Annotated in this window: 17 protein-coding genes; 10 read left to right on the top strand and 7 right to left on the bottom strand. The window is 73.5% G+C overall.

The window, feature by feature from the left end; translation table 11 throughout:
* Positions 1-126 precede the first annotated feature (126 nt).
* The 5 genes from EUA93_RS02860 (at position 127) to EUA93_RS02840 (ending at position 5764) form a co-directional block, all read left to right on the top strand.
* Positions 127-1170, top strand: a complete 1044-nt coding sequence (locus tag EUA93_RS02860; protein WP_165355035.1) for a ScyD/ScyE family protein — start codon at positions 127-129, stop codon at positions 1168-1170.
* Positions 1171-1263: 93 nt separating this feature from the next.
* On the top strand, positions 1264-1737 hold the full coding sequence (locus tag EUA93_RS02855) for a (2Fe-2S)-binding protein (protein WP_129398557.1): 474 nt from the start codon (positions 1264-1266) through the stop codon (positions 1735-1737).
* Positions 1734-4199 carry a xanthine dehydrogenase family protein molybdopterin-binding subunit gene (locus EUA93_RS02850; RefSeq protein WP_129398555.1) on the top strand — a complete coding sequence of 822 codons (2466 nt, stop codon included), beginning with the start codon at positions 1734-1736 and terminating at the stop codon, positions 4197-4199. Before EUA93_RS02855 ends, EUA93_RS02850 begins: the two co-directional genes overlap by 4 nt.
* Positions 4200-4204: 5 nt before the next feature.
* Positions 4205-5050 (top strand): FAD binding domain-containing protein, encoded by an 846-nt coding sequence (locus tag EUA93_RS02845; RefSeq protein WP_242497214.1) that lies wholly within the window; start codon positions 4205-4207, stop codon positions 5048-5050.
* Positions 5051-5764, top strand: a complete 714-nt coding sequence (locus EUA93_RS02840; protein WP_129398552.1) for an SRPBCC family protein — start codon at positions 5051-5053, stop codon at positions 5762-5764. It abuts the gene before it with no gap.
* On the opposite strand, the gene EUA93_RS02835 is transcribed toward EUA93_RS02840, so the two are convergent.
* Positions 5751-6362 (bottom strand): alpha-ketoglutarate-dependent dioxygenase AlkB, encoded by a 612-nt coding sequence (locus tag EUA93_RS02835; protein WP_129398550.1) that lies wholly within the window; start codon positions 6360-6362, stop codon positions 5751-5753. The genes EUA93_RS02840 and EUA93_RS02835 overlap by 14 nt on opposite strands.
* Positions 6363-6481: 119 nt before the next feature.
* Between EUA93_RS02835 and EUA93_RS02830 the strand changes: the two genes are divergently transcribed.
* Positions 6482-7204, top strand: a complete 723-nt coding sequence (locus EUA93_RS02830; protein ID WP_129398548.1) for a GntR family transcriptional regulator — start codon at positions 6482-6484, stop codon at positions 7202-7204.
* Positions 7205-7207: 3 nt separating this feature from the next.
* Here the strand turns inward: EUA93_RS02830 and EUA93_RS02825 are convergent, their stop codons facing one another.
* Genes EUA93_RS02825 through EUA93_RS02805 form a run of 5 tightly spaced genes read right to left on the bottom strand, consistent with a single transcriptional unit; the run spans position 7208 to position 13231 of the window.
* Complete coding sequence (locus tag EUA93_RS02825; RefSeq protein ID WP_129398546.1) at positions 7208-7801, bottom strand: HD domain-containing protein; 594 nt, start codon at positions 7799-7801, stop codon at positions 7208-7210.
* Complete coding sequence (locus EUA93_RS02820) at positions 7798-8682, bottom strand: oxygenase MpaB family protein (protein WP_129398544.1); 885 nt, start codon at positions 8680-8682, stop codon at positions 7798-7800. Before EUA93_RS02820 ends, EUA93_RS02825 begins: the two co-directional genes overlap by 4 nt.
* A gap of 55 nt (positions 8683-8737) precedes the next feature.
* Positions 8738-10387: a DNA repair helicase XPB gene (locus tag EUA93_RS02815; protein ID WP_129398543.1), complete on the bottom strand. Its 1650-nt coding sequence runs from the start codon at positions 10385-10387 to the stop codon at positions 8738-8740.
* Positions 10388-10403: 16 nt separating this feature from the next.
* The gene (locus tag EUA93_RS02810; RefSeq protein WP_129398541.1) at positions 10404-10928 is read right to left on the bottom strand and encodes a CGNR zinc finger domain-containing protein; all 525 of its coding nucleotides are present in this window, start codon (positions 10926-10928) and stop codon (positions 10404-10406) included.
* Positions 10929-10963: 35 nt separating this feature from the next.
* A complete protein-coding gene (locus EUA93_RS02805; RefSeq protein ID WP_129398540.1) occupies positions 10964-13231 on the bottom strand; it encodes a helicase C-terminal domain-containing protein in 2268 nt (755 codons plus the stop codon).
* A gap of 69 nt (positions 13232-13300) precedes the next feature.
* Between EUA93_RS02805 and EUA93_RS02800 the strand changes: the two genes are divergently transcribed.
* The 3 genes from EUA93_RS02800 to EUA93_RS02790 are packed head-to-tail and all read left to right on the top strand — an operon-like array spanning position 13301 to position 16491.
* Positions 13301-14116 carry a PP2C family protein-serine/threonine phosphatase gene (locus tag EUA93_RS02800; protein WP_129398538.1) on the top strand — a complete coding sequence of 272 codons (816 nt, stop codon included), beginning with the start codon at positions 13301-13303 and terminating at the stop codon, positions 14114-14116.
* Positions 14113-15306, top strand: coding sequence for an FHA domain-containing protein (locus EUA93_RS02795; protein ID WP_129398536.1), 1194 nt, complete (start codon positions 14113-14115; stop codon positions 15304-15306). The genes EUA93_RS02800 and EUA93_RS02795 overlap by 4 nt, the downstream gene beginning before the upstream one ends.
* 9 nt (positions 15307-15315) lie before the next feature.
* Positions 15316-16491, top strand: coding sequence for an RDD family protein (locus EUA93_RS02790; RefSeq protein WP_129398534.1), 1176 nt, complete (start codon positions 15316-15318; stop codon positions 16489-16491).
* Positions 16492-16531: 40 nt separating this feature from the next.
* Here EUA93_RS02790 and EUA93_RS02785 read toward each other — a convergent pair whose 3' ends face one another.
* Positions 16532-18637 carry a S8 family serine peptidase gene (locus EUA93_RS02785; protein WP_129398532.1) on the bottom strand — a complete coding sequence of 702 codons (2106 nt, stop codon included), beginning with the start codon at positions 18635-18637 and terminating at the stop codon, positions 16532-16534.
* A gap of 222 nt (positions 18638-18859) precedes the next feature.
* Here EUA93_RS02785 and EUA93_RS02780 point away from each other — a divergent pair, with 222 nt between their 5' ends.
* Positions 18860-19255: a cold-shock protein gene (locus EUA93_RS02780; protein ID WP_129398531.1), complete on the top strand. Its 396-nt coding sequence runs from the start codon at positions 18860-18862 to the stop codon at positions 19253-19255.
* The last annotated feature ends 21 nt before the right edge of the window (positions 19256-19276 follow it).

Below are 19276 nucleotides of genomic sequence, written 5' to 3'. Positions count from 1 at the left end.
TTCCGGTCATTTCCCACCTAGTGGGTGGCCGGGGCGAAGGAACCGGGTCGATCCTGCAACGAGGTGCCGTGCCGGGAGGGCGTGGCCCCGACGAGGGAGAGACGCATGGTCACGACACGAGGTGGGATGGCTGCGGGAGCGGCCGTCCTGCTGGCGGGGAGCCTGCTCGGCGCCCCGACGGCGGGGGCCGCCCCCGCACCCGAGCCCACGACGGTGGCGAAGAAGCTGGTCTCGCCGCTCAGCATGGTGGTCGCCGGCGACGGCACCGCCTACGTCAGCCAGAACTTCGCCGGCCTGCTCACGGCCGTCCCGCCCGGCGGTAGGCCGAAGGTCGTCTTCGCAGCGCCCAAGAAGGGCACCGAGGTCGGCGCGCTGTCCGAGTCCGGTGGCGTCGTCCACTTCGCCACGACGAAGGGCAAGAAGGCCGTCCTGTGGTGGATGCGCCCCGGCGGCGCGCCGAGGATGCAGGCCGACCTGGGCGCCTACGAGGCGAGGAAGAACCCGGACGCGAAGCAGGCCTACGGCTTCACCGACCTCGACGCGACCTGCCTGGCGCAGGTCCCGAAGGAGGTGCCGGCTGCCTACACCGGCATCGTCGAGTCGCACCCCTACGGCTCCGCGGTCGGCCACGGCACGACCTACGTCGCCGACGCCGCGGGCAACTCGATCCTGGGGGTGGACGCGAAGGGCAAGGTCTCGACGGTGGCCGTGCTCCCGCCGGTCCCGGTGGTGATCACCGCCGAGGCGGCGACGGCGAACAAGCTCCCGGCCTGCGTCGTCGGGCACACCTACAACTTCGAGCCGGTCCCGACCGACGTCGAGGTCGGCACGGGCGGGTGGCTCTACGTCAGCCTCCTCCCCGGAGGTCCCGAGGACGGCAGCACCGGCGCCAACGGCATGGTCGTGAAGGTCAAGGCGAGGACCGGCAAGGTGCGCACCGTGGCCACCGGCTTCGCGGCGGCCACCGGCGTGGCGGTCGCCGACAACGGAGACGTCTACGTCGCGCAGCTGTTCGGCGGGATGGTCTCGCGGATCAAGGCGGGGTCCGACACGGCCAGGCCCTACGTCATGGCGAAGATGCCGGCCTCGGTGGAGTGGGCCGACGGCCACCTCTACGTCTCGGCCGACGTCCTGTCCGAGAAGCCGAGGGGCACGATCCTCCAGTACTGATGCGCGGGTTGGTCCGCGGGCAACCGCGGACCAACCATCGACGCCTAGCGTCGGTGGCGAGAGTGACCCACCTCACACGCCCGGAGGCGCCACATGACCAAGATCGACCTCACTGTCGACGGAGCCGCGGTATCCGACGACGTCGAGCCCCGGCTGCTGCTCGTGCAGTACCTCCGGGAGAAGCTCGGCAAGACCGGCACCGTGATCGGCTGCGACACCTCGAACTGCGGGGCGTGCACCGTGCACCTCGACGGCACCAGCGTGAAGTCGTGCAACGTGCTGGCCGTGCAGGCCAACGGCCGCACCGTGACGACGATCGAGGGGCTCGCCGACACCGCCGAGGGTGACCTGCACCCGGTGCAGGAGGCGTTCCGCGAGTGCCACGGCCTCCAGTGCGGCTTCTGCACGCCCGGGATGGTCATGCAGGCCGTCGACCTCCTCGGTGAGAACCCGCACCCGACCGAGGAAGAGGTCCGGCTCGGGATGGAGGGCAACCTCTGCCGCTGCACCGGCTACCACAACATCGTCAAGAGCGTCCTCCACGCCGCCGAGGGAGCGAGGTCATGACCGCCACCCAGGACCGTCCCGCAGCCGAGATCGGCAAGGACCGCCGGCGCAAGGAGGACCAGCGCCTGATCACCGGTCGCACCCGCTGGACCGACAACATCACCCTGCCCGGGATGCTGCACCTGGCGATGGTGCGCAGCCCGTTCGCCCACGCGACCATCACCTCGATCGACACCGAGGCGGCCAAGGCCTCGCCCAACGTGGTCGCCGTGCTCAGCGGCAAGGACTTCGGCGAGGAGCTCGGCGCCTGCATCAACGCGTGGCCGATCACCCCGGACCAGAAGACCCCGACCCACTCGCCGATGCCCGCCGACCGGGTCGCCTTCGCCGGCGAGATCGTCGCCGTCGTCGTGGCCCGGAGCGTCGCGGAGGCCCGCGACGCCGCCGAGCTCGTGGACGTGGAGTACGACGAGCTGCCGGCCGTGATCGGCATCAAGAACGCGCTCAAGGACGAGGTGCTCGCCCACCCGGACCTGGGCACCAACAAGTCCGCGCTGTGGGTCTTCGACTCCGGCGAGGCCGGCACCGGCACCGACGCCGAGGCCGCCATCACCGAGGCCCGCGCCAACGGCATCGTGATCGAGCGGGAGTACCGCCAGCAGCGGCTCATCCCGGCCTTCATGGAGCCCCGCAGCGTCGTGGTCGACCCGACCAGCGAGCAGCTGACCATGTGGTCGGCCACCCAGATCCCGCACATCCTGAGGTTCGCCCTGGCGGCCACCACCGGGGTGCCCGAGAGCAAGATCCGGGTCATCGCCCCCGACGTCGGTGGCGGGTTCGGCGGCAAGCTGCAGGCGACCCCGGAGGAGTGGATCGCCTGGGCAGTCGCCCGACGCCTGTCGAAGCCGGTCAAGTACACCGAGACCCGCAGCGAGAGCCTGATGGCGGCCCACCACGGGCGCGACCAGGTGCAGACGCTGACCCTCGCGGCCGACAAGGACGGCAAGGTGACCGGGCTCAAGGTGCACCTCGACGCCGACCTCGGGTCCTACGTCGCCATCGTCGGCGGCGGTGTCCCGGTGCTGGGCGCGTTCATGTTCAACGCGATCTACAAGTTCCCGGCCTACCGCTTCGAGTGCCAGACGGTCCTCACCAACACGACCTTCACCGACGCCTACCGCGGCGCCGGGCGGCCGGAGGCGACGTACGCCATCGAACGGCTCATGGACGAGCTCGCCGCGGAGGTGGGCGTCGACCCGCTGGAGATCCGCGAGCGCAACTGGATCACCCACGAGGAGTTCCCCTTCACGACGGTGGCCGGGCTCGAGTACGACACCGGCAACTACGAGGCCGCCACCGAGAAGGCCAAGGCGTCCTTCGGCTACGACGAGCTGCGCCGCGAGCAGGCCGAGCGGCGCGAGCGCGGCGACCGGGTGCAGCTCGGCATCGGCGTCTCGACCTTCACCGAGATGTGCGGCCTGGCCCCGAGCCGGGTGCTGGGCAGCCTGGACTACGGCGCCGGCGGCTGGGAGAGCGCGAGCGTGCGCCTGACCCCGCTCGGCAAGGTCGAGGTCGTCACCGGTGCGAGTGCCCACGGGCAGGGCCACGAGACGGCCTTCAGCCAGATCGTCGCCGACCGCCTGGGGGTGCCGTTCGAGGACGTCGAGGTGCTGCATGGGGACACCCAGGTGGCGCCCAAGGGCCTCGACACCTACGGCTCGCGGTCGCTGGTCGTGGGAGGCGAGGCGCTGGTCAAGGCGGTCGACAAGGTGATCGACAAGGCCAAGGTGCTCGCGGCGCACCTGCTGGAGGCCAACGCCGACGACCTGGACTACGCCGACGGCAAGTTCACCGTGCGCGGCACCGACCAGGGCAAGGCGATCCAGGAGCTGGCGACGGCGACGTTCGCGGGGCACGACTACCCCGAGGGCATGGAGCTGAGCCTCGACGCCGACGCGACCTACGACCCCGTGAACTTCAACTACCCGCACGGCACGCACCTCTGCGCGATGGAGGTCGACACCGAGACGGGTGCGGTGAAGATGCGGAAGTACACCTGCTGCGACGACATCGGCACGATCATCAACCCGCTGATCGTCGCCGGGCAGGTGCACGGCGGGCTCGTGCAGGGCATCGCACAGGCGCTCTGGGAGGAGGCGGTGCACGACGAGGCCGGCACCCTCGTGAGCGGGTCGTTCGTCGACTACCTGCTGCCCACGTCGGCCGACACGATCTCCTTCGACGTCGTCCACACCGACGAGCCGAGCATCTGCACGACCAACACCCTCGGCACCAAGGGCGTCGGTGAGGCGGGGACCATCGCCTCGACCCCGGCCGTGGTCAACGCCGTCGTCGACGCCGTCCGACACCTGGGCGTGAACGACGTCCAGATGCCGTGCACCCCGGAGCGGGTGTGGCGCGCGATCCAGGGCTCGTCGGCCGGCGGGGCGACGGAGACACCGCCCGACGCGATGCCGCACTTCGACGAGGGTTCCCTCAACCAGGACGGAGCGGGCCAGTGATCCCGGTGAAGTTCGACTACCTCGCACCTGCATCGGTCGAGGAGGCCCTGGCCGCGCTCGGCGAGCACGGCGACGACGCGAAGATCCTGGCCGGCGGCCAGAGCCTGCTGCCCGTCCTGCGGATGCGGCTCAACGCGCCCGAGGTGGTCATCGACCTCGGCGGCATCTCCTCGCTGCGGGGCATCCGCGACGACGGCGACGCCATCGTGGTCGGGGCGATGACCACCCACCACGACGTGCGCGACCACGACCTGGTCAAGGAGCACGCGCTGCTGGTCGCCAAGGCGGCGGCCGAGGTGGCCGACTCGCAGATCCGGCACCGCGGCACCTTCGGCGGGGCGCTCGCGCACGCCGACCCCGCAGGTGACCTCGGCGCGCCGGCGCTCGCCCTCGGCGCGCAGTTCGTGATCGCCGGCCCCGGGGGGACCCGCACGGTCGAGGCAGCGGACTTCTTCGTCGACCTCTTCGAGACCGCCATCGGCGACGACGAGATCCTCACCGAGGTCCGGCTGCCCAAGCACACCGGCTGGGGCGCGCACTACGAGAAGTTCGTCCGCGTCGCCCACCAGTGGCCGATCGTCGCGGTCGCGGCGACCGTGCGGTCCTCGGGCGGCTCGATCGACGAGGCGAAGGTCGGGCTCACCAACATGGGCTCCACACCGCTGCGGGCAGCGGCCACCGAGGCCGCACTCGCCGGGGCGAGCGCGACCGAGGACGGCGTACGCGCTGCCGTGGAGCTCGCCGCCGACGGGACCAACCCGCCGACCGACCTCAACGGCGCGGCCGACTACCGCCAGCACCTCGCACGGGTGCTGACCGGGCGTGCGGTCCTGAAGGCGGCTGGCGCGTAGATGGAGCTGAGCCACCGCTTCACGGTCCCGATCGGCGTCGAGGAGACGTGGGCGCACTTCAAGGACATCGCCTCGGTCGCCGAGTGCTTCCCCGGAGCCCAGGTGACCGAGGCCGACGAGTCCTCCTTCGCCGGGTCGGTGAAGGTCAAGCTCGGTCCGATCGCGCTGCTCTACAACGGCACCGGCACCTTCGTGGAGAAGGACGACGCCGCGCACCGCTTCGTCGTCGACGCGAAGGGCAAGGACAAGCGCGGCAACGGTACGGCGGGGGCGAAGGTCACCGTCGAGATGACCGATGCCGGCGGTGCCACCGACATCTCCGTGGAGACAGACCTCGCCGTCACCGGCAAGCCCGCCCAGTTCGGGCGGGGCGTGATGCAGGACGTCTCCGACAAGCTCCTCGGCCAGTTCGTGGCCTGCCTCGAGCAGCGGCTCGCGGCACCCGAGCCGGCGGCTCCCGAGCCACCCACCGATCCGGACCCGGGGACCGCGGCGGGGGCGGATGCTGCCCTACCCCCCGAGCAGCTGGCAGCCCCGCCCCCGTCGCCCCCTCCCGGTCCGCGGACGTCGCCACCACCGCCACCTCCGCGGGAGGCCGAGGCGCTCGACCTCGGCAGCGCGGTGCTGCCGGTGCTGGTGAGGTCGTACTGGAAGCACGCACTCGCGGCCGTCGCGGGTCTCGCGGTGGTGCGGCGGATCCTCAGAAGACGTTGAGCGGGCGGAACTGCACCGAGATCCGCGGGCCGGCGTGCGCGACCTTGGGCACGGCGTGCTCCCAGGTGCGCTGGCAGGACCCGCCCATCACGACCAGGTCGCCGTGGCCCATCGTCACCGAGACGGACGCTCCGCCGCCGCGCGGCCGGAGCATGAGGCGGCGCGGGTCGCCGACGCTGACGATCGCCACCATCGTGTCGCCGGTGCGACCGCGGCCGAGGGTGTCGCCGTGCCACGCGACGGAGTCGCGGCCGTCGCGGTAGTAGCAGCAGCCGGCGCTCACGAACGGCTCGCCGAGCTCGTCGCGGTAGTGGGCGGAGAGCGCGTCGCGCGCGCGCTCGAGCGACGGATGGGGGAGTGCGTCGCCGCCGAGGTAGGTGTGCACGAGCCGTGGCACGTCGACGACCCGGTCGTACATCTCGCGGCTCTCCGCCCGCCACGGGACCCGGGAGACGAGTGCGGAAAACGCGGCGTCGGGGTCGGCCAGCCAGTTGCGCTGGACGTCGACCCACGCTCCACGCGTCAGGGTCCGGCGCTCAGGGGTGAGCGCCACGGAATCCGTGGTGGCATCGGCGAAGAGGGACGTCTGGAAGTCCACACGGGCATCCTAGCGCACGATCGAACACGCGTTCGATCCTCGAGGTTCCGTCGAGTGTTTATCGAAGGATTCCTCAATGTGGTGACACCTGGTCCAGCCCAGTCCTAATCTGACTGGCTATGGAACCTGTGGACCTCGTCGTACCGCGCCAGCGGGCGTTGAAGCACGTCCAGGTTCGTGAGCACGTCCGCAGCCTCATCGAGGCGCAGCCCCCGGGATCCGCGGCACCGTCGGAGCGCGAGCTGGTCGCTCGCTTCGGAGTGGCCCGGATGACCGTACGACAGGCGCTCGACGCGCTCGTCGCCGAGGGTCTGCTGGAGCGCATCCCTGGACGTGGCACGTTCGTCGCGCAGCCGCCCAAGACCGCCGGTCGCCTGACCTCCTTCACCGAGGAGATCCGTCGCCGGGGCATGCTGCCGGAGTCCCAGACCCTGCTGGCCCGCGTCGAGCAGGCCGGTCCGGGCGTCGCCCGCGCCCTCGACATCTCGCCCGGTGACCCGGTCCTGCACTGGCGCCGGCTGCGCCGTGCCGACCAGGCGATCGTGTGCGTCGAGGACGCCTACCTCAACGAGGTGCTGCTGCCGGGCTTCCTGCAGCACGGCACCCCGACGAGCCTCTACGAGGCGCTCGCCGCTCGCGGCCTGCGTCCCACCGAGGTCGAGGACTCGATCAGCGCCGACCGCGCCAGCGCGGAGGAGGCCACCGTCCTCGAGGTCGCCGAGGGAGACCCCGTGCTGCGCCACTCGCGTCGCGCCGTCTCCGACGGCCGCATCGTCGAGGTCTCGCGCACCTGCTACCGGCACGACCGCTTCACGGTCTACCTGTCGCTCGCCGACCGCTGAGCCTCACGCGCGGAGCTCGTCGAGCTCGCGCGTGAGGTTGGCGCGCGCCCCTGCCTCCCAGAGGCCGCGCCCCTGGGCAGTGTGGAAGAGCCACGGCTTGGCCGCGAGGTCGGCGAGCACCAGCGCCCGGCCGACCCGGAAGTCGTCGTCCGCGACGTGGGCGAAGTCGGCGCGCACGCCTGCCACGTAGGCGTGGTAGCGCTCGCGCGGAGCCGCCAGGATCGCGAGGTCCGCGTCGCTCAGCGCGCCGCCCGCCGGGTCGTCGTCGCCCGGTCGGTGGTGCACGGTCATCCGGACCAGCCGCGCCACCTCGTCGGCGTACGGCACCGGGAGGGCGCGCTCGGCCCACTGCGCCGACCGCTCCTCGTCGTCGGCCGTGCCGTCGTAGACGGCGTCGTGGAACCACGCCGCCAGCCCTACGGAGGTCGGGTCGAACCCGGCGCCGGCAGACCGCAGCAGGTCGAGGCGATCGAGGACCTCGGTGAGGTGCAGCAGGTCGTGGTAGCCGGACCGGTCCCAGGCGGCGAGGAGCTCGTCGCGCAGGTCGAGGTGGTCCTCCATCGGCCAGCGCGTGGCCAGTCGCGGGCCGAGGCTCACGCCCGCGAGTCCTCGATCGTCTGCGCGTGCTCGCGCCCGGAGGTCATCGCCCACCGGATCGCACCGGTCGACACCTTGCCGAGCGCGCGTCCGACGGTGACGTCGATCGCCCGGTCGAGCACGGGGGGATGCGGCAGCCCCAGCTCGCGACGAGCCGACTCGGACGTGAGCGAGACCGCGGCACCCACCAGGGAGAGGTAGGCCGGACGCGCTGCCAGCGGGAGGTCGGGGTGCCAGACCAGGAAGCGGATCGCGTCGCGCGCGGCGTCGGTGCCGCGCAGCTCGGGGGCGTACGACGCCAGGGTGGCGGCCAGCTCGTCCTCGGTCCGCGGCGGGTCGAGCACGCCGAGGTGGGCCGCGGCGACCGCTGCCTGGGCGACGTACTCGTCGCGCTCGGCACCGACCAGCGGGCGGTGGCCGAACCGGTCGTGCGCGCGCAGGAAGCTGTCGATCTCGGCGGCGTGCACCCAGCCGAGCAGGTGCGGGTCGGAGGCGGCGTAGGGCGTCCCGTCGGGCAGCGTGCCGACGACGGACTCGTGCGCGCGCTGGACGGCCCGGATCAGCTGCAGCGCGTCCTTCTCGGCGCCGAAGGTCGTCATCGCGATGTAGGTCGACACCTGGGCGAGCCGGCCCCACATGTCGCCCCGGTAGCCGGAGTGGTCGGCGACCCCCTGCATGGCGGCGGGGTGCAGCGACTGCAGCATGATCGCGCGGATGCCGCCGACGAACATCGAGGCGTCGCCGTGGACGCGGTGGATCGCGGAGCCGGGATCGAACCAGCGCGGGCCCGGCGTGCCGTGCACGCGCTCGCGCTGGCGGGGACCGTCCGGCCCCGCGACCTTGCGGAACAGCTCGGCGCCGATGCGGTCACGGACGTTCATGCTGCCGAGGCTATCCGTGCGACCCACGCGCGCCCTCGCGCGACGTCGTACCCGGTCAGGCGGAGCCGGCCGGCAGGTCCCCGGCGTCGACGATCCGGTAGGCGTAGCCCTGCTCGGCGAGGAACCGCTGCCGGTTCTGCGCGAAGTCGGCGTCGACGGTGTCGCGGGAGACGACCGTGTAGAAGTGCGCGCTGCGGCCCTCCGTCTTGGGTCGCAGCAGCCGGCCGAGGCGCTGGGCCTCCTCCTGGCGCGAGCCGAAGGAGCCGCTGACCTGGATCGCCACCTCGGCCGAGGGCAGGTCGATGGAGAAGTTGGCGACCTTGCTGACCACCAGCAGCCCGATCTCACCGGACCGGAACGCCTCGAAGAGCCGCTGGCGCTCCTTCACCGTCGTCTCGCCCTTGATGACCGGCGCGTCGAGCATCTCGCCGATCTCGTCGAGCTGGTCGATGTACTGCCCGATCACGAGGGTCGGCTGACCGGCGTGCTGCCTGACGAGGTCGCGTACGACGCCGATCTTGGCGTGGGTGCACGACGCGAGCCGGTACCTCGTGTCGGGGTCGGCCGTGGCGTAGGCGAGCCGTTCGCCGTCCGGCAGGGTCACCCGCACCTCGACGCAGTCGGCGGGCGCGATGTAGCCCTGCGCCTCGATGTCCTTCCACGGCGCGTCGTAGCGCTTCGGCCCGATCAGCGAGAACACCTCGCCCTCACGACCGTCCTCGCGCACGAGCGTCGCGGTCAGGCCGAGGCGGCGTCGGGCCTGGAGGTCGGCGGTCATCCGGAAGATCGGTGCCGGCAGCAGGTGCACCTCGTCGTACACGATGAGGCCCCAGTCGCGGGCGTCGAGCAGCTCGAGGTGCGGGTAGACGCCCTTCCGCTTCATCGTCAGCACCTGGTAGGTCGCGATCGTGACCGGGCGGACCTCCTTGACGGCACCGGAGTACTCACCGATCTCGTCGGGCGTCAGCGACGTGCGCTTGACCAGCTCGTCCTTCCACTGCCGCGCGCTCACCGTGTTGGTGACCAGGATCAGCGTGGTCGCCTGCGCGTGCGCCATCGAGGCCGCGCCCACGATCGTCTTGCCGGCTCCGCACGGCAGCACGACGACTCCCGACCCGCCGTCCCAGAACGACTCGGCCGCCTCGCGCTGGTAGGGCCGCAGGGACCAGCCGTCCTCGGCGAGGTCGATCGCGTGCGCCTCGCCGTCGACGTAGCCGGCGAAGTCCTCGGCCGGCCAGCCGAGCTTGAGCAGCGCCTGCTTGAGGTTGCCGCGCTCGCTGGGGTGGACGGCGACCGAGGCGTCGTCGAGCCGCTCGCCGAGCATGCCGGCGATCTTCTTCGCGCGCAGCACCTCCTCGAGCACCGGCTGGTCCGTCGACGACAGCACCAGCCCGTGGACCGGGTGCTTCTCGAGGCGGAGCCGGCCGTAGCGCCCCATCGTCTCGGCCACGTCGACGAGCAGCGCGTGCGGGACGGCGTACCTGCTCCAGGTCAGCAGCGCGTCGACGACCTGCTCGGCGTCGTGCCCGGCGGCGCGGGCGTTCCAGAGACCGAGCGGGGTCAGGCGGTAGGTGTGGATGTGCTCGGGGGACCGCTCGAGCTCGGCGAACGGGGCGATCGCCTTGCGGGCCTCGGCGGCCGACGGGTGGTCGACCTCGAGCAGGAGCGTCTTGTCCGACTGGACGATCAGGGGGCCGTCGTTCACCCATCGATCCTACGGATCAGCTGGCTGCGGCCCTCTGCCGCGCACGGTAGGCGGCCACGTTGGCCCGCGACGAGCACCGGTCGGAGCAGTAGCGGCGCGACTGGTTGGGCGAGGTGTCGACGAAGACGTTGTCGCAACGCGCCTCCGAGCAGATGCCGAGCCGGGTGGCGCCGAGGTCGCAGACCAGGTTCGCCAGGCCCATCAGGGACTCGGCGACCAGCAGCTCGGCGACCGAGGAGGCCCGGTTGGTCACGTGCATGTGGAGGTTCGACGGGTCGTGGTCGGAGATCATCGGCGTGACCGGGTGACTGGCGAGCAGGTCGTTGAGCGAGCTCACCACGAGGGGCACGTCGTCGACGTCGGACGCCTCGAACACCGGCCGCAGCTCGTCCTGGAAGGCCCGGAGCGCCGGGACGTCGGCCGCGACCACGGACCGGTGCAGCCACGTGCGGTCGGCGAGGTGGTCGTGCAGCGCGCCCTCGTCGACCAGCTCGGCGTTGACGAGCGCGGCGGAGCGCTCGGCGTAGCGGATGAAGTCCACATTTCAATCGTAGCGGGGAATGGTCCTTACACCATTCACACGGTCCGCACGCCCGTGATGCGGTGCACCGCGAACTCGCGCACGTCGTCGGCGCGGTGGTCGTACGCCGACAGCCGGCCGCCGTCGAGCCGGCGCGGGTCGACGACGCGCTCGCCGGTGGCTCCGTGGTTGTCGACGTAGCCGATGACGAGGGTGGAGCCGGCCTCGATGGCCTCGCGGATGGCGGCGAGCGCGGCCGACGGGTTCGTGGCCTCGGCCGTCGACGGCCGGGACGACTCCGCCCGGTCGCCGGCGCGGATCGCGGTCGCCACGGCCCGGACCTGGGCCGCGGCACGCGCCTCGACGGCACCGGCCGGTCGGCGGCCGCGTCGGGTGCGGGCGCGGTGCAGGTCGGGGCGCGACACCCGGACCGTGCCGTCGGCGGCCTCGACGACGGGCGCGGCACCGAGCTCGCGCAGGCGGGGGAGCAGCACGTCGAGCGGGGAGGTGGCGATGGCGACCGTCGGGGCCAGCAGGCGCAGGCCGAGCGTGCGGGCGCGGGGGTCGTGCACGAGGGAGGCGAGGGCGGCCTCGTCGTCGGCGCGCAGGAACGCCTCGGCGTGACCGACGCGGACCGTGCCGAAGGTGCGCGCGACGTCGTCGACGAGGAACTCCAGCGGCTGCGGGACCGGGGTCTGCGACACGGTCGTGAGGAAGTCGCGCACCTCGACGGCCGACCAGCCGGCGTCGAAGCCGCGGCGCAGCGAGCCCGGCGTGAAGCGGTAGACGGTGGCTCCGCCGCGCGACTCCACGTCGGCGAGCAGGTGCAGGCGCCGGGCGACCTCGGTCTCCAGCGGACCGGGCGCGACCGCCGTGAGGTCGGCCTGCAGGAGGACGTGGTCGACGGCCTGGGGCAGCTGCGGGTCGATGGCCGCGGCGGCGCCCGGGAGGTCGCCGTCGGCGACCAGCCGGCCGCTCGGTGGCAACCCGCCCGCGCCGCTCACGCCGAGCACCGCGGCCTCCGCGACGGCGGCGGCGACGAGGTCGGCGAAGACCCGTGGCCTGCGCGGGCGCAGCCAGTCGACCCGCCGGACGAGCGAGGCGATCCCGGTGCCGGCGGCGAGCACCTCGCCGTCGGGCAGGCCGGCCAGCTCGCCCAGCGCGAGGCGGCGGGCCTCCTCCGCCAGGCCGCTGGAGAGCTCCGGGGCGAGCGCGTTCCACGCCTTCCCTGCGGAGTCGCGCGAGCCGACGAGCGACGGCATCCGGCTGCTGGCCAGCCAGCCGCCGACCAGCCGTGCCCAGCGCTCGGAGACACCTCGCCCGGACCACACGTCGAACTCCTCGGTCGGCAGCCACGACGGCGTCCCGTCGGCGACCGCCGCCTCGGCGACCAGACCGGCGGATAGCGCCAGCTCCACGATGAGCGCGGCCTCGGCCTCGTCGACGTGCAGCTCGGTCGCCGTGGCCTTCAGGTCGCGGACGGCCAGGCCGCCGCTGCGCAGGACCGCCGGAGGTGCGACGCCCCAGTGGTCGAGCAGCAGCTCCACGCGTCGTACGACGTCGAAGGCGGCTCCGGCAGCCGTGCGGGCGACCAGCGCGGGCTCGCGCGACGACGTCGCCAGGGACGGCACGTCGTCGACCGGCCCCGTGGTCGTGCGCCCGCCACGGAGCGCCAGCCCGACCTCGCCCGGCAGCACCACGCTGTCGCCCTCCCGCGGCACGAGCAGGCGTCGGCTCAGCAGCTCCTCGGCGGGCGTGCGGGCGTCGGCGGGGGCCACCGTGCGCCTGGCTGCACCGGTCGTGCCCTCGCCGCCGTGCTCGTCGACGTGCCGCAGCAGCGCGGTCGCGGCCGGGCTCAGCTCGGCGATCCGCGCGGCGATGTCGGGGGCGGGTGCCGGGTCGGGGCTCGACGGCCGCAGGCCGCTCGTGATGCCGGGCATGCCGCGCATCGCGTCCGCGACGCCGGTCAGCGCGCGGACGCCGCCCGGACCCTCCCAGGCCAGGGCGAGGTCGAGCAGCCGCTGGAGCGCGGACGCCGTACGCCCCTCGTCGGCGAAGACGAGGGAGATCAGGTGCGCGGAAGTGGTTTGACCTGCAACCAGCAGGGCATCAAGGACGGTGAGCTCGAGACGGTCCAGGCCGTCGAGGGCCCGGTGAATCGACGAGCGAGTGGCGGCCCGCGAGGCCAGCTGCGACGAATCCTGAGGGGCGGGTGTGGCGAGATCCGGTCGGGCCCCCAGCAGCGCCACGAGTCGCTCGTCGGGCCAGCTGCGCAGCTGGTCGGCGAGGGTGCGTGCGGGTGTCGTCCGCGCTGAACTGGACATCCCTCTTACGCTACTCGCCGGGCAGCCACCATCGCCCACGATCTCGACACGGGGCGAAGAGGGCGCGGCATGAGGAACGTTGATCTGCACCACGGGGCGGCGACCGACGTCGGTCTGGTGCGCAAGGTCAACGAGGACTCCTTCCTGGTCGCGCCGCCGGTCTTCGTCGTCGCCGACGGCATGGGCGGCCACTCCGGCGGTGACGTCGCGAGCCAGATGGTCGTCGAGGAGTTCGAGCGGCTGGCCGGCTCCTACGACCCGACCCGCGGCGCCGAGCAGGTGGCCGACGCCTTCTCGCGCGCGCAGACCCGCATCGTCGAGCTCGGCAACGCCCATCGGGCGGTCCAGCCCGGCTGGCACGCCGGCACGACCGCGGTCGTGGCGGTGCTCGTCGACGACCAGGGCGTGGCCAAGTGGCTGCTGGCCAACCTCGGCGACTCGCGGATCTACCGCATCACCGAGGGCCGCCTCGAGCAGGTGAGCGTCGACCACTCAGTCGTGCAGGAGCTCGTCGACGCCGGCCACATCACCGCCGAGGAGGCGGCCGTGCACCCCGAGCGCCACGTCATCACGCGCGCGCTGGGCAGCCCGGGCGGCATCCACCCCGACTTCTTCCTCCTGCCCCTCGGCTCCGTCGAGCGCCTGCTGCTCTGCAGCGACGGCATCTCCGGGATGATCGAGGACAAGGAGATCGAGGACATCCTCGAGACCGTCGCCGACCCGCGCGACGCGGCTGACAAGCTCGTCCGCGCCGCGATCGCCGCCGGAGGTCGCGACAACGCCACGGCGATCGTCGTCGATGTGGTGGGATTGGTGAAGGACGCCACGTATGACTCCCAGCGCCAGCTGGAGAGCCTCGAATCCAAGCTGGGGGGACGACTGTGAGCACTGAGGCCAGGTTCGCCACGGGCGACTGGTACGCCGTCGTGGGTGACGAGGTCACCGTCCTGCTGCCCGGCAGCCAGCGCGGCCGGGTCGCCGCGATCTGGGACCTCGCCGACGCGGGTGCCGGTGCCGACGCCGTGCTCGACGCCCTGCTCGCGGGCGGACTCGCCTCGCTCGACCACTTCGCGCTCGTCGCCCACGGCGACGACGCCACGCGGCTGATCGTCCGCGGCGCGCCCAGCGCGACCGTCTCCTCGACCGACGGCGACGAGCTGGTCACGGCTGCGCCGGGCACCGCGTGGGCCGAGCGCCTCGTCACCGGTGTCACCAGCGTGCGCCTCACCCTGACCGGTGACGGGGTCGCCGACCTCCCCCTGACGGCCGGCGTCGCCCGGGTGTCAGTCGTCGAGGTCGGCGCCCCGGTCGGGGCGCCCGACCCCTCCGCCTCGTTCGCTCCCGTCGAGCAGCCGGCCGAGCAGCCCGTCGAGCAGCCCGTGGAGCAGCCCGTGGAGGCAGCGGTCGAGGAACCGGTCGACGAGCCCGTCGACGCGTCGACCCCGGAGCCGTACGCCGACCCCGTCGCGCCGGCGCCCGCCCTGGACGACGCGCTGTCGAGCCCGGTGCCCGACGCCGAGCCGGCCGTGGAGGCCGAGCCCGTCGCGTCGACGCCGATGAGCTTCGGCGAGCCGGGCGACGACCCGACCCCGACCGGCGAGACCCCGGTCGTCGACGAGGCGTGGTCCGAGCACGACGGCCACACCCAGGCCGGTGCGCCGATCCCCGACTTCGCCCGTCCGCCGATCCCCGGCCAGGAGATCGCCCCGGACGTGGTGTCCCAGCCCGTCGCGTCGCTCGTCTTCTCGACCGGCGACGTCGTCCTGGTCGACCGCACCGTGCTCGTCGGCCGCGCGCCTGAGGCGCGGCGCTTTGCCTCGCACGACCAGCCGCACGTCGTGTCGGTCCCCAGCCCGCAGCAGGAGATCTCCTCGACGCACCTCGAGATCCGCCCCGGCGCCGGCGCCGACCACGGCTCGGCGATCGCGACCGACCTCGGCTCCACCAACGGCACGGTCCTCGCCCAGCCCGGCCTCGACCCGGAGGAGCTCAAGCCCGGCATCGCGGTCAGCCTGGTCCCCGGTGCCGTCCTCGACCTCGGCGACGGCGTCACCATCCAGGTCACCAACCCCTAGCGACACCCCGTGACCCAGCACCCCCCGCACCCCCAGCAGCTCGCGCCGGCCCAGCCACAGGCGTTGACCTACCCCGTCGCCCAGCTCGAGCGGCGCTTCACCGCGTTCGCGATCGACCGGCTGCTGGCGTGGAGCCTGCTCGCCGCCGTCGGGCTGGTGACGGCCTACGCGATCTCCGACGAGCTCTGGACCGTCGTCGGCGCGGTCGCCGGTGCGACGGTGCTGCTCTGGCTCGTCCTCGCGGTCGTGCTCGGGATCGGCGGCTCCTCGCCCGGCAAGGCGATGACCGGACTCCGGGTGGTCCACCACGGCACCGGCACCCCGATCGGCGTCGGCCCGGCCCTCCTGCGCTCGTTCGTGCTCGGTTTCTGCGGGCTGCCGACCTTCGGCATCGGCATGGCGGCCCTGGCCTGGACGGCCGTCGAGGACCGCGGCCGCCAGCGCCGCGGGTGGCACGACCACCTGACCCACACCGTCGTGGTCGACGTACGGCCCGTGGTCGAGGTGGAGGACGCGGTCGACGAGGGTCCGCGCCACATCGTCAACCTCACCGCCATGCGGCTGATCCCGGCCCCCGCGATCGAGGTGCCGCGCACGCCCGAGCGCTCCGAGCAGTCGATGCGCCGCCAGCCGCTGCCCGCCGACGTCATCGCCCCTCCCGGTGCGGGCCCCGCACCCGGGACCGCGCCGCAGCAGCAGGCGCCCCAGCAGCAGGCGCCTCCGCTGCAGGCTCCGCCGCCGGGCCCGCCCTACCCGCAGCAGGTGCCACCGCAACAGCTGCCTCCGCAGGCGCCGCCCCACCAGTCCGCGCCGCAGTGGTCGCCGCCGCCCCAGCGCCCGCAGCCGGTGGCTGCCCGGTGGCGGGTGCACTTCGACAACGGCGAGAGCTTCGTGATCGCCGGCCTGGCGCTCGTCGGTCGGCGCCCGGAGGCCCGGGCGGGCGAGCAGGTCGCCCACCTCATCCCGCTGCAGTCGGCGGACATGTCGGTGTCCAAGACCCATGCCCAGTTCGGCCCGGCGAGCGACGGCACGATCGTCGTGATGGACCGCGGCTCGACCAACGGCACGATGCTCGTGCGCCAGGGCGTGTCGCGGCAGCTCGCCCCCGGCAAGCCGGCCGCGCTCGTCGACGGCGACAAGGTCGTCTACGGTGACCGCGAGATGACCATCACCCGCGAGGCGTAGGAGCTCGCCATCACGCCCGGAGGGTCCTCGTGAGGTGGGCTCAGCGGGTCAGCGCGACCGGGACCCGGGTGACGCCGCCGCGGGCGCCGAGCCAGACGAGCTCGCCGTCGTCGAGGCGGCCGGGGGTGCTGGGGCCCGAGACGGTGATGGTGAAGCGCGCGGACTCGCCCGGCGCGAGGCGTACGGCGAGGGGCTGCACGCGCACCTGGTGGGAGGTGAAGCCCCTGGCGGTGACGGAGAAGTACTCGGGTCGGGTGCCGATGTTGGTCAGCGTGCGCACCGCAGTCCGCTGCCGTGCCGACAGCAGCAGCGAGCTGGTGTTGAGGTCGGCGAGGCTGTGGGTGCGCAGTGCACGACGCCACGCACCCGGCGCCACGTCGAGCGCCAGGTGGGCCGTCGGCGCACGGCCGGGGAGCGCGCCGGAGCCCTGCTGGAGGGCCGACGAGCCGGGGACCCGGCGGGCCGCCGTGACGACCAGGGAGCGGACGACGGCTGCGGAGTAGTCGGGGTGCGCGGAGCGGACGAGCGCGGCGAGGCCGCTCGCGTGGGCCGTGGCCGCCGAGCTGCCGTTGAACACGCCCCACCCGCGACCGGTGGAGTCGGGCAGGGCGCCGAGGACGGCGTCCCCGTCGGCCACGGCGTCGGGCTTGAGGGCGGCACCGCGGGGGTCGCCGGCCGCGCTCCACGGAGCCGTACGGCGCGTGCCGGGGTCGCCGCCGACCCGGGTCATCCGGACGCGGGTGTCGGGGTGTCGCGCGGCCCAGCGGGTGAGCTCGCGTCCCGCGGTCGCGGCGAGGTGCACGGTCGGCACGGCGTGGAGGTCGGCGCTCACCGCCCCCGGTCGCCGGTTGACCAGGACCATCGCGCGACCACCGGCCAGGGCGACGGCGTCGGACTTGTCGATGCGGCCGATGCCGCCGCGGCGGCACACGACGATGCGGTCGGCGACCTGCCGGGTGTCGAGGGCGCCGGGACGGCACTGGGCGGCGGCGGTCCGGGTGGCACCAGGTGCGGCCGCGTCCCCGGCGAGCACGAGGCGGCCCGCGACGGCGACGGGTCGTCCGCCGCCGGTCCACGTCCGGCCGCCGGGCAGGGTGATGCGGCCACGTGACATCCGGCCGACGGCCGCGCCGACCGTGGTCACCCACGGCCCCGCGTGGGCGGCGTACGCCGAGCCGGCCGCGTTGCCAGCGGCACCGACGACGACGATGTCGGCCTCCGCGGCGCCGAGCAGCGCACGCTGGAGCGTGTCGATGCCCTCGCCACCGGCCAGCGCCAGGCTCAGCACGTCGACCCGGTCGGCGACCGCCGCGTCCACGGCGCTGACCACGTCAGCCGTGGAGCAGCCGTCGCCCGACGGGTCGGGTGCGCCCCAGCAGGCCTTGTAGGCGGCGACCCGGGCCTGGGGTGCGACGCCGCCGAACTGACCGGCGTCCCGGTCGTCGACCCGCACGGTGACGCCGGCGTTGCCGGCCGCGACCGAGGCGACCTGGGTGCCGTGGCCGAGGTCGTCGAGCGCCGAGAGGGTCTCCGAGGAGCGGATCCGGTCGGCGCCGAAGCCGTTGACGAACCAGCGGGCGCCGACGACCTTGCGCGTGCACTCCTCGACCGACCAGCCCTCGCCCTCGACGCACTCGCCCGCGAAGTCGCGCGGGGAGGCACCGAGGCCGGGCACTGCGGCGAAGGCGGGGGAGCCGGGCGCGATCCCGGAGTCGACCACGCCGATCACGACCCCGGCGCCACCCTTCAGCCGTGGGGACCCCGCAGCACCGCGGACGGCGGCGAACGACGTCCGCCCGGCGAGCGGACGGACCTGGTCGGCCTCGATCGCGACGACCCCGGGCTGGTCGTCGAGCTCGTGGAGCTGGGCGTCGGTGAGGGGCGCGGCGAAGCCGTTGAGGGCGGTGGTCCAGCGGTAGGTCGGCTCGCCGACGCCGATCGAGGCGAGCACGGCGTCCTGGCGGGCGAGCAGGTCGGAGGCGTCGGCACGGCCGGCGGCGGTGCCGGCACCCTGCAGGGTGACCAGCGTGAGCGTCGCGGGCGCGGTGGCCGCCTCGTCGGCGACCGCCAGACCCGTCGCCGGCAGGGTCGCGGCGAGTGCGAGCACGCCGCAGCCGAGGGCTCGGCCCACTGCTCGTCCACCCATGCTGCGTCACCCACCTCGTCGTTCGTCCGGGTCGTGCTGGTCGTCCCCGCCGTTGCGGCGGCCCCACGAGTGGTCCATCGTCCCAGCAGTCACGGCGCTGGGCAAAGGGCGGCAGGCAGAACCCGTTGGTGGCCGTGCCTCCCCGGGCCCTATCCTTTCCGCGCCGACTGCACCGACATGGGTGGCGGCACACGTGACTGACCGACCTGAGTGGAGTGGACCGTGCCCAGTGGCAAGGTGAAGTGGTACGACGCGGAGAAGGGCTTCGGCTTCCTGTCCCAGGAGAGCGGCCCGGACGTCTACGTGCACTCCGACGCCCTGCCCGAGGGGGTCACCACCCTGAAGGCCGGCACCAAGGTCGAGTTCGGCATCGCCCAGGGCCGCCGTGGCGACCAGGCCCTGCAGGTCCGCGTGGTCGACGCGCCCGCGTCGGTCACCCGCAACCAGCGCAACGCGCAGCGCAAGCAGCCCGACGCGATGGTCACGATCGTCGAGGACCTCATCAAGATGCTCGAGGGGGTCGAGGAGACCTACCGACGCGGCCGCCACCCCGAGCGCGCCGCCGGTCGCGGCACCGCGAAGGTGCTGCGCGCGCTCGCCGACGAGCTCGAGATCTAGGTCCGCGAGATCCAGGACGCC

It is taken from the genome of Nocardioides oleivorans, assembly GCF_004137255.1.
Lineage (GTDB): Bacteria > Actinomycetota > Actinomycetes > Propionibacteriales > Nocardioidaceae > Nocardioides > Nocardioides oleivorans.
The sequence above is the reverse complement of the archived record's forward strand: the minus strand, read 5'-3'. Positions and strand labels throughout refer to the sequence as shown.

Coding starts and splice junctions, on each gene's coding strand:
- EUA93_RS02860 (WP_165355035.1), top strand. CDS start 127: ATGGCTGCGGGAGCGGCCGTCCTGCTGGCGGGGAGCCTGCTCGGCGCC.
- EUA93_RS02855 (WP_129398557.1), top strand. CDS start 1,264: ATGACCAAGATCGACCTCACTGTCGACGGAGCCGCGGTATCCGACGAC.
- EUA93_RS02850 (WP_129398555.1), top strand. CDS start 1,734: ATGACCGCCACCCAGGACCGTCCCGCAGCCGAGATCGGCAAGGACCGC.
- EUA93_RS02840 (WP_129398552.1), top strand. CDS start 5,051: ATGGAGCTGAGCCACCGCTTCACGGTCCCGATCGGCGTCGAGGAGACG.
- EUA93_RS02830 (WP_129398548.1), top strand. CDS start 6,482: ATGGAACCTGTGGACCTCGTCGTACCGCGCCAGCGGGCGTTGAAGCAC.
- EUA93_RS02820 (WP_129398544.1), bottom strand. CDS start 8,682: ATGAACGTCCGTGACCGCATCGGCGCCGAGCTGTTCCGCAAGGTCGCG.
- EUA93_RS02805 (WP_129398540.1), bottom strand. CDS start 13,231: ATGTCCAGTTCAGCGCGGACGACACCCGCACGCACCCTCGCCGACCAG.
- EUA93_RS02800 (WP_129398538.1), top strand. CDS start 13,301: ATGAGGAACGTTGATCTGCACCACGGGGCGGCGACCGACGTCGGTCTG.
- EUA93_RS02785 (WP_129398532.1), bottom strand. CDS start 18,637: ATGGGTGGACGAGCAGTGGGCCGAGCCCTCGGCTGCGGCGTGCTCGCA.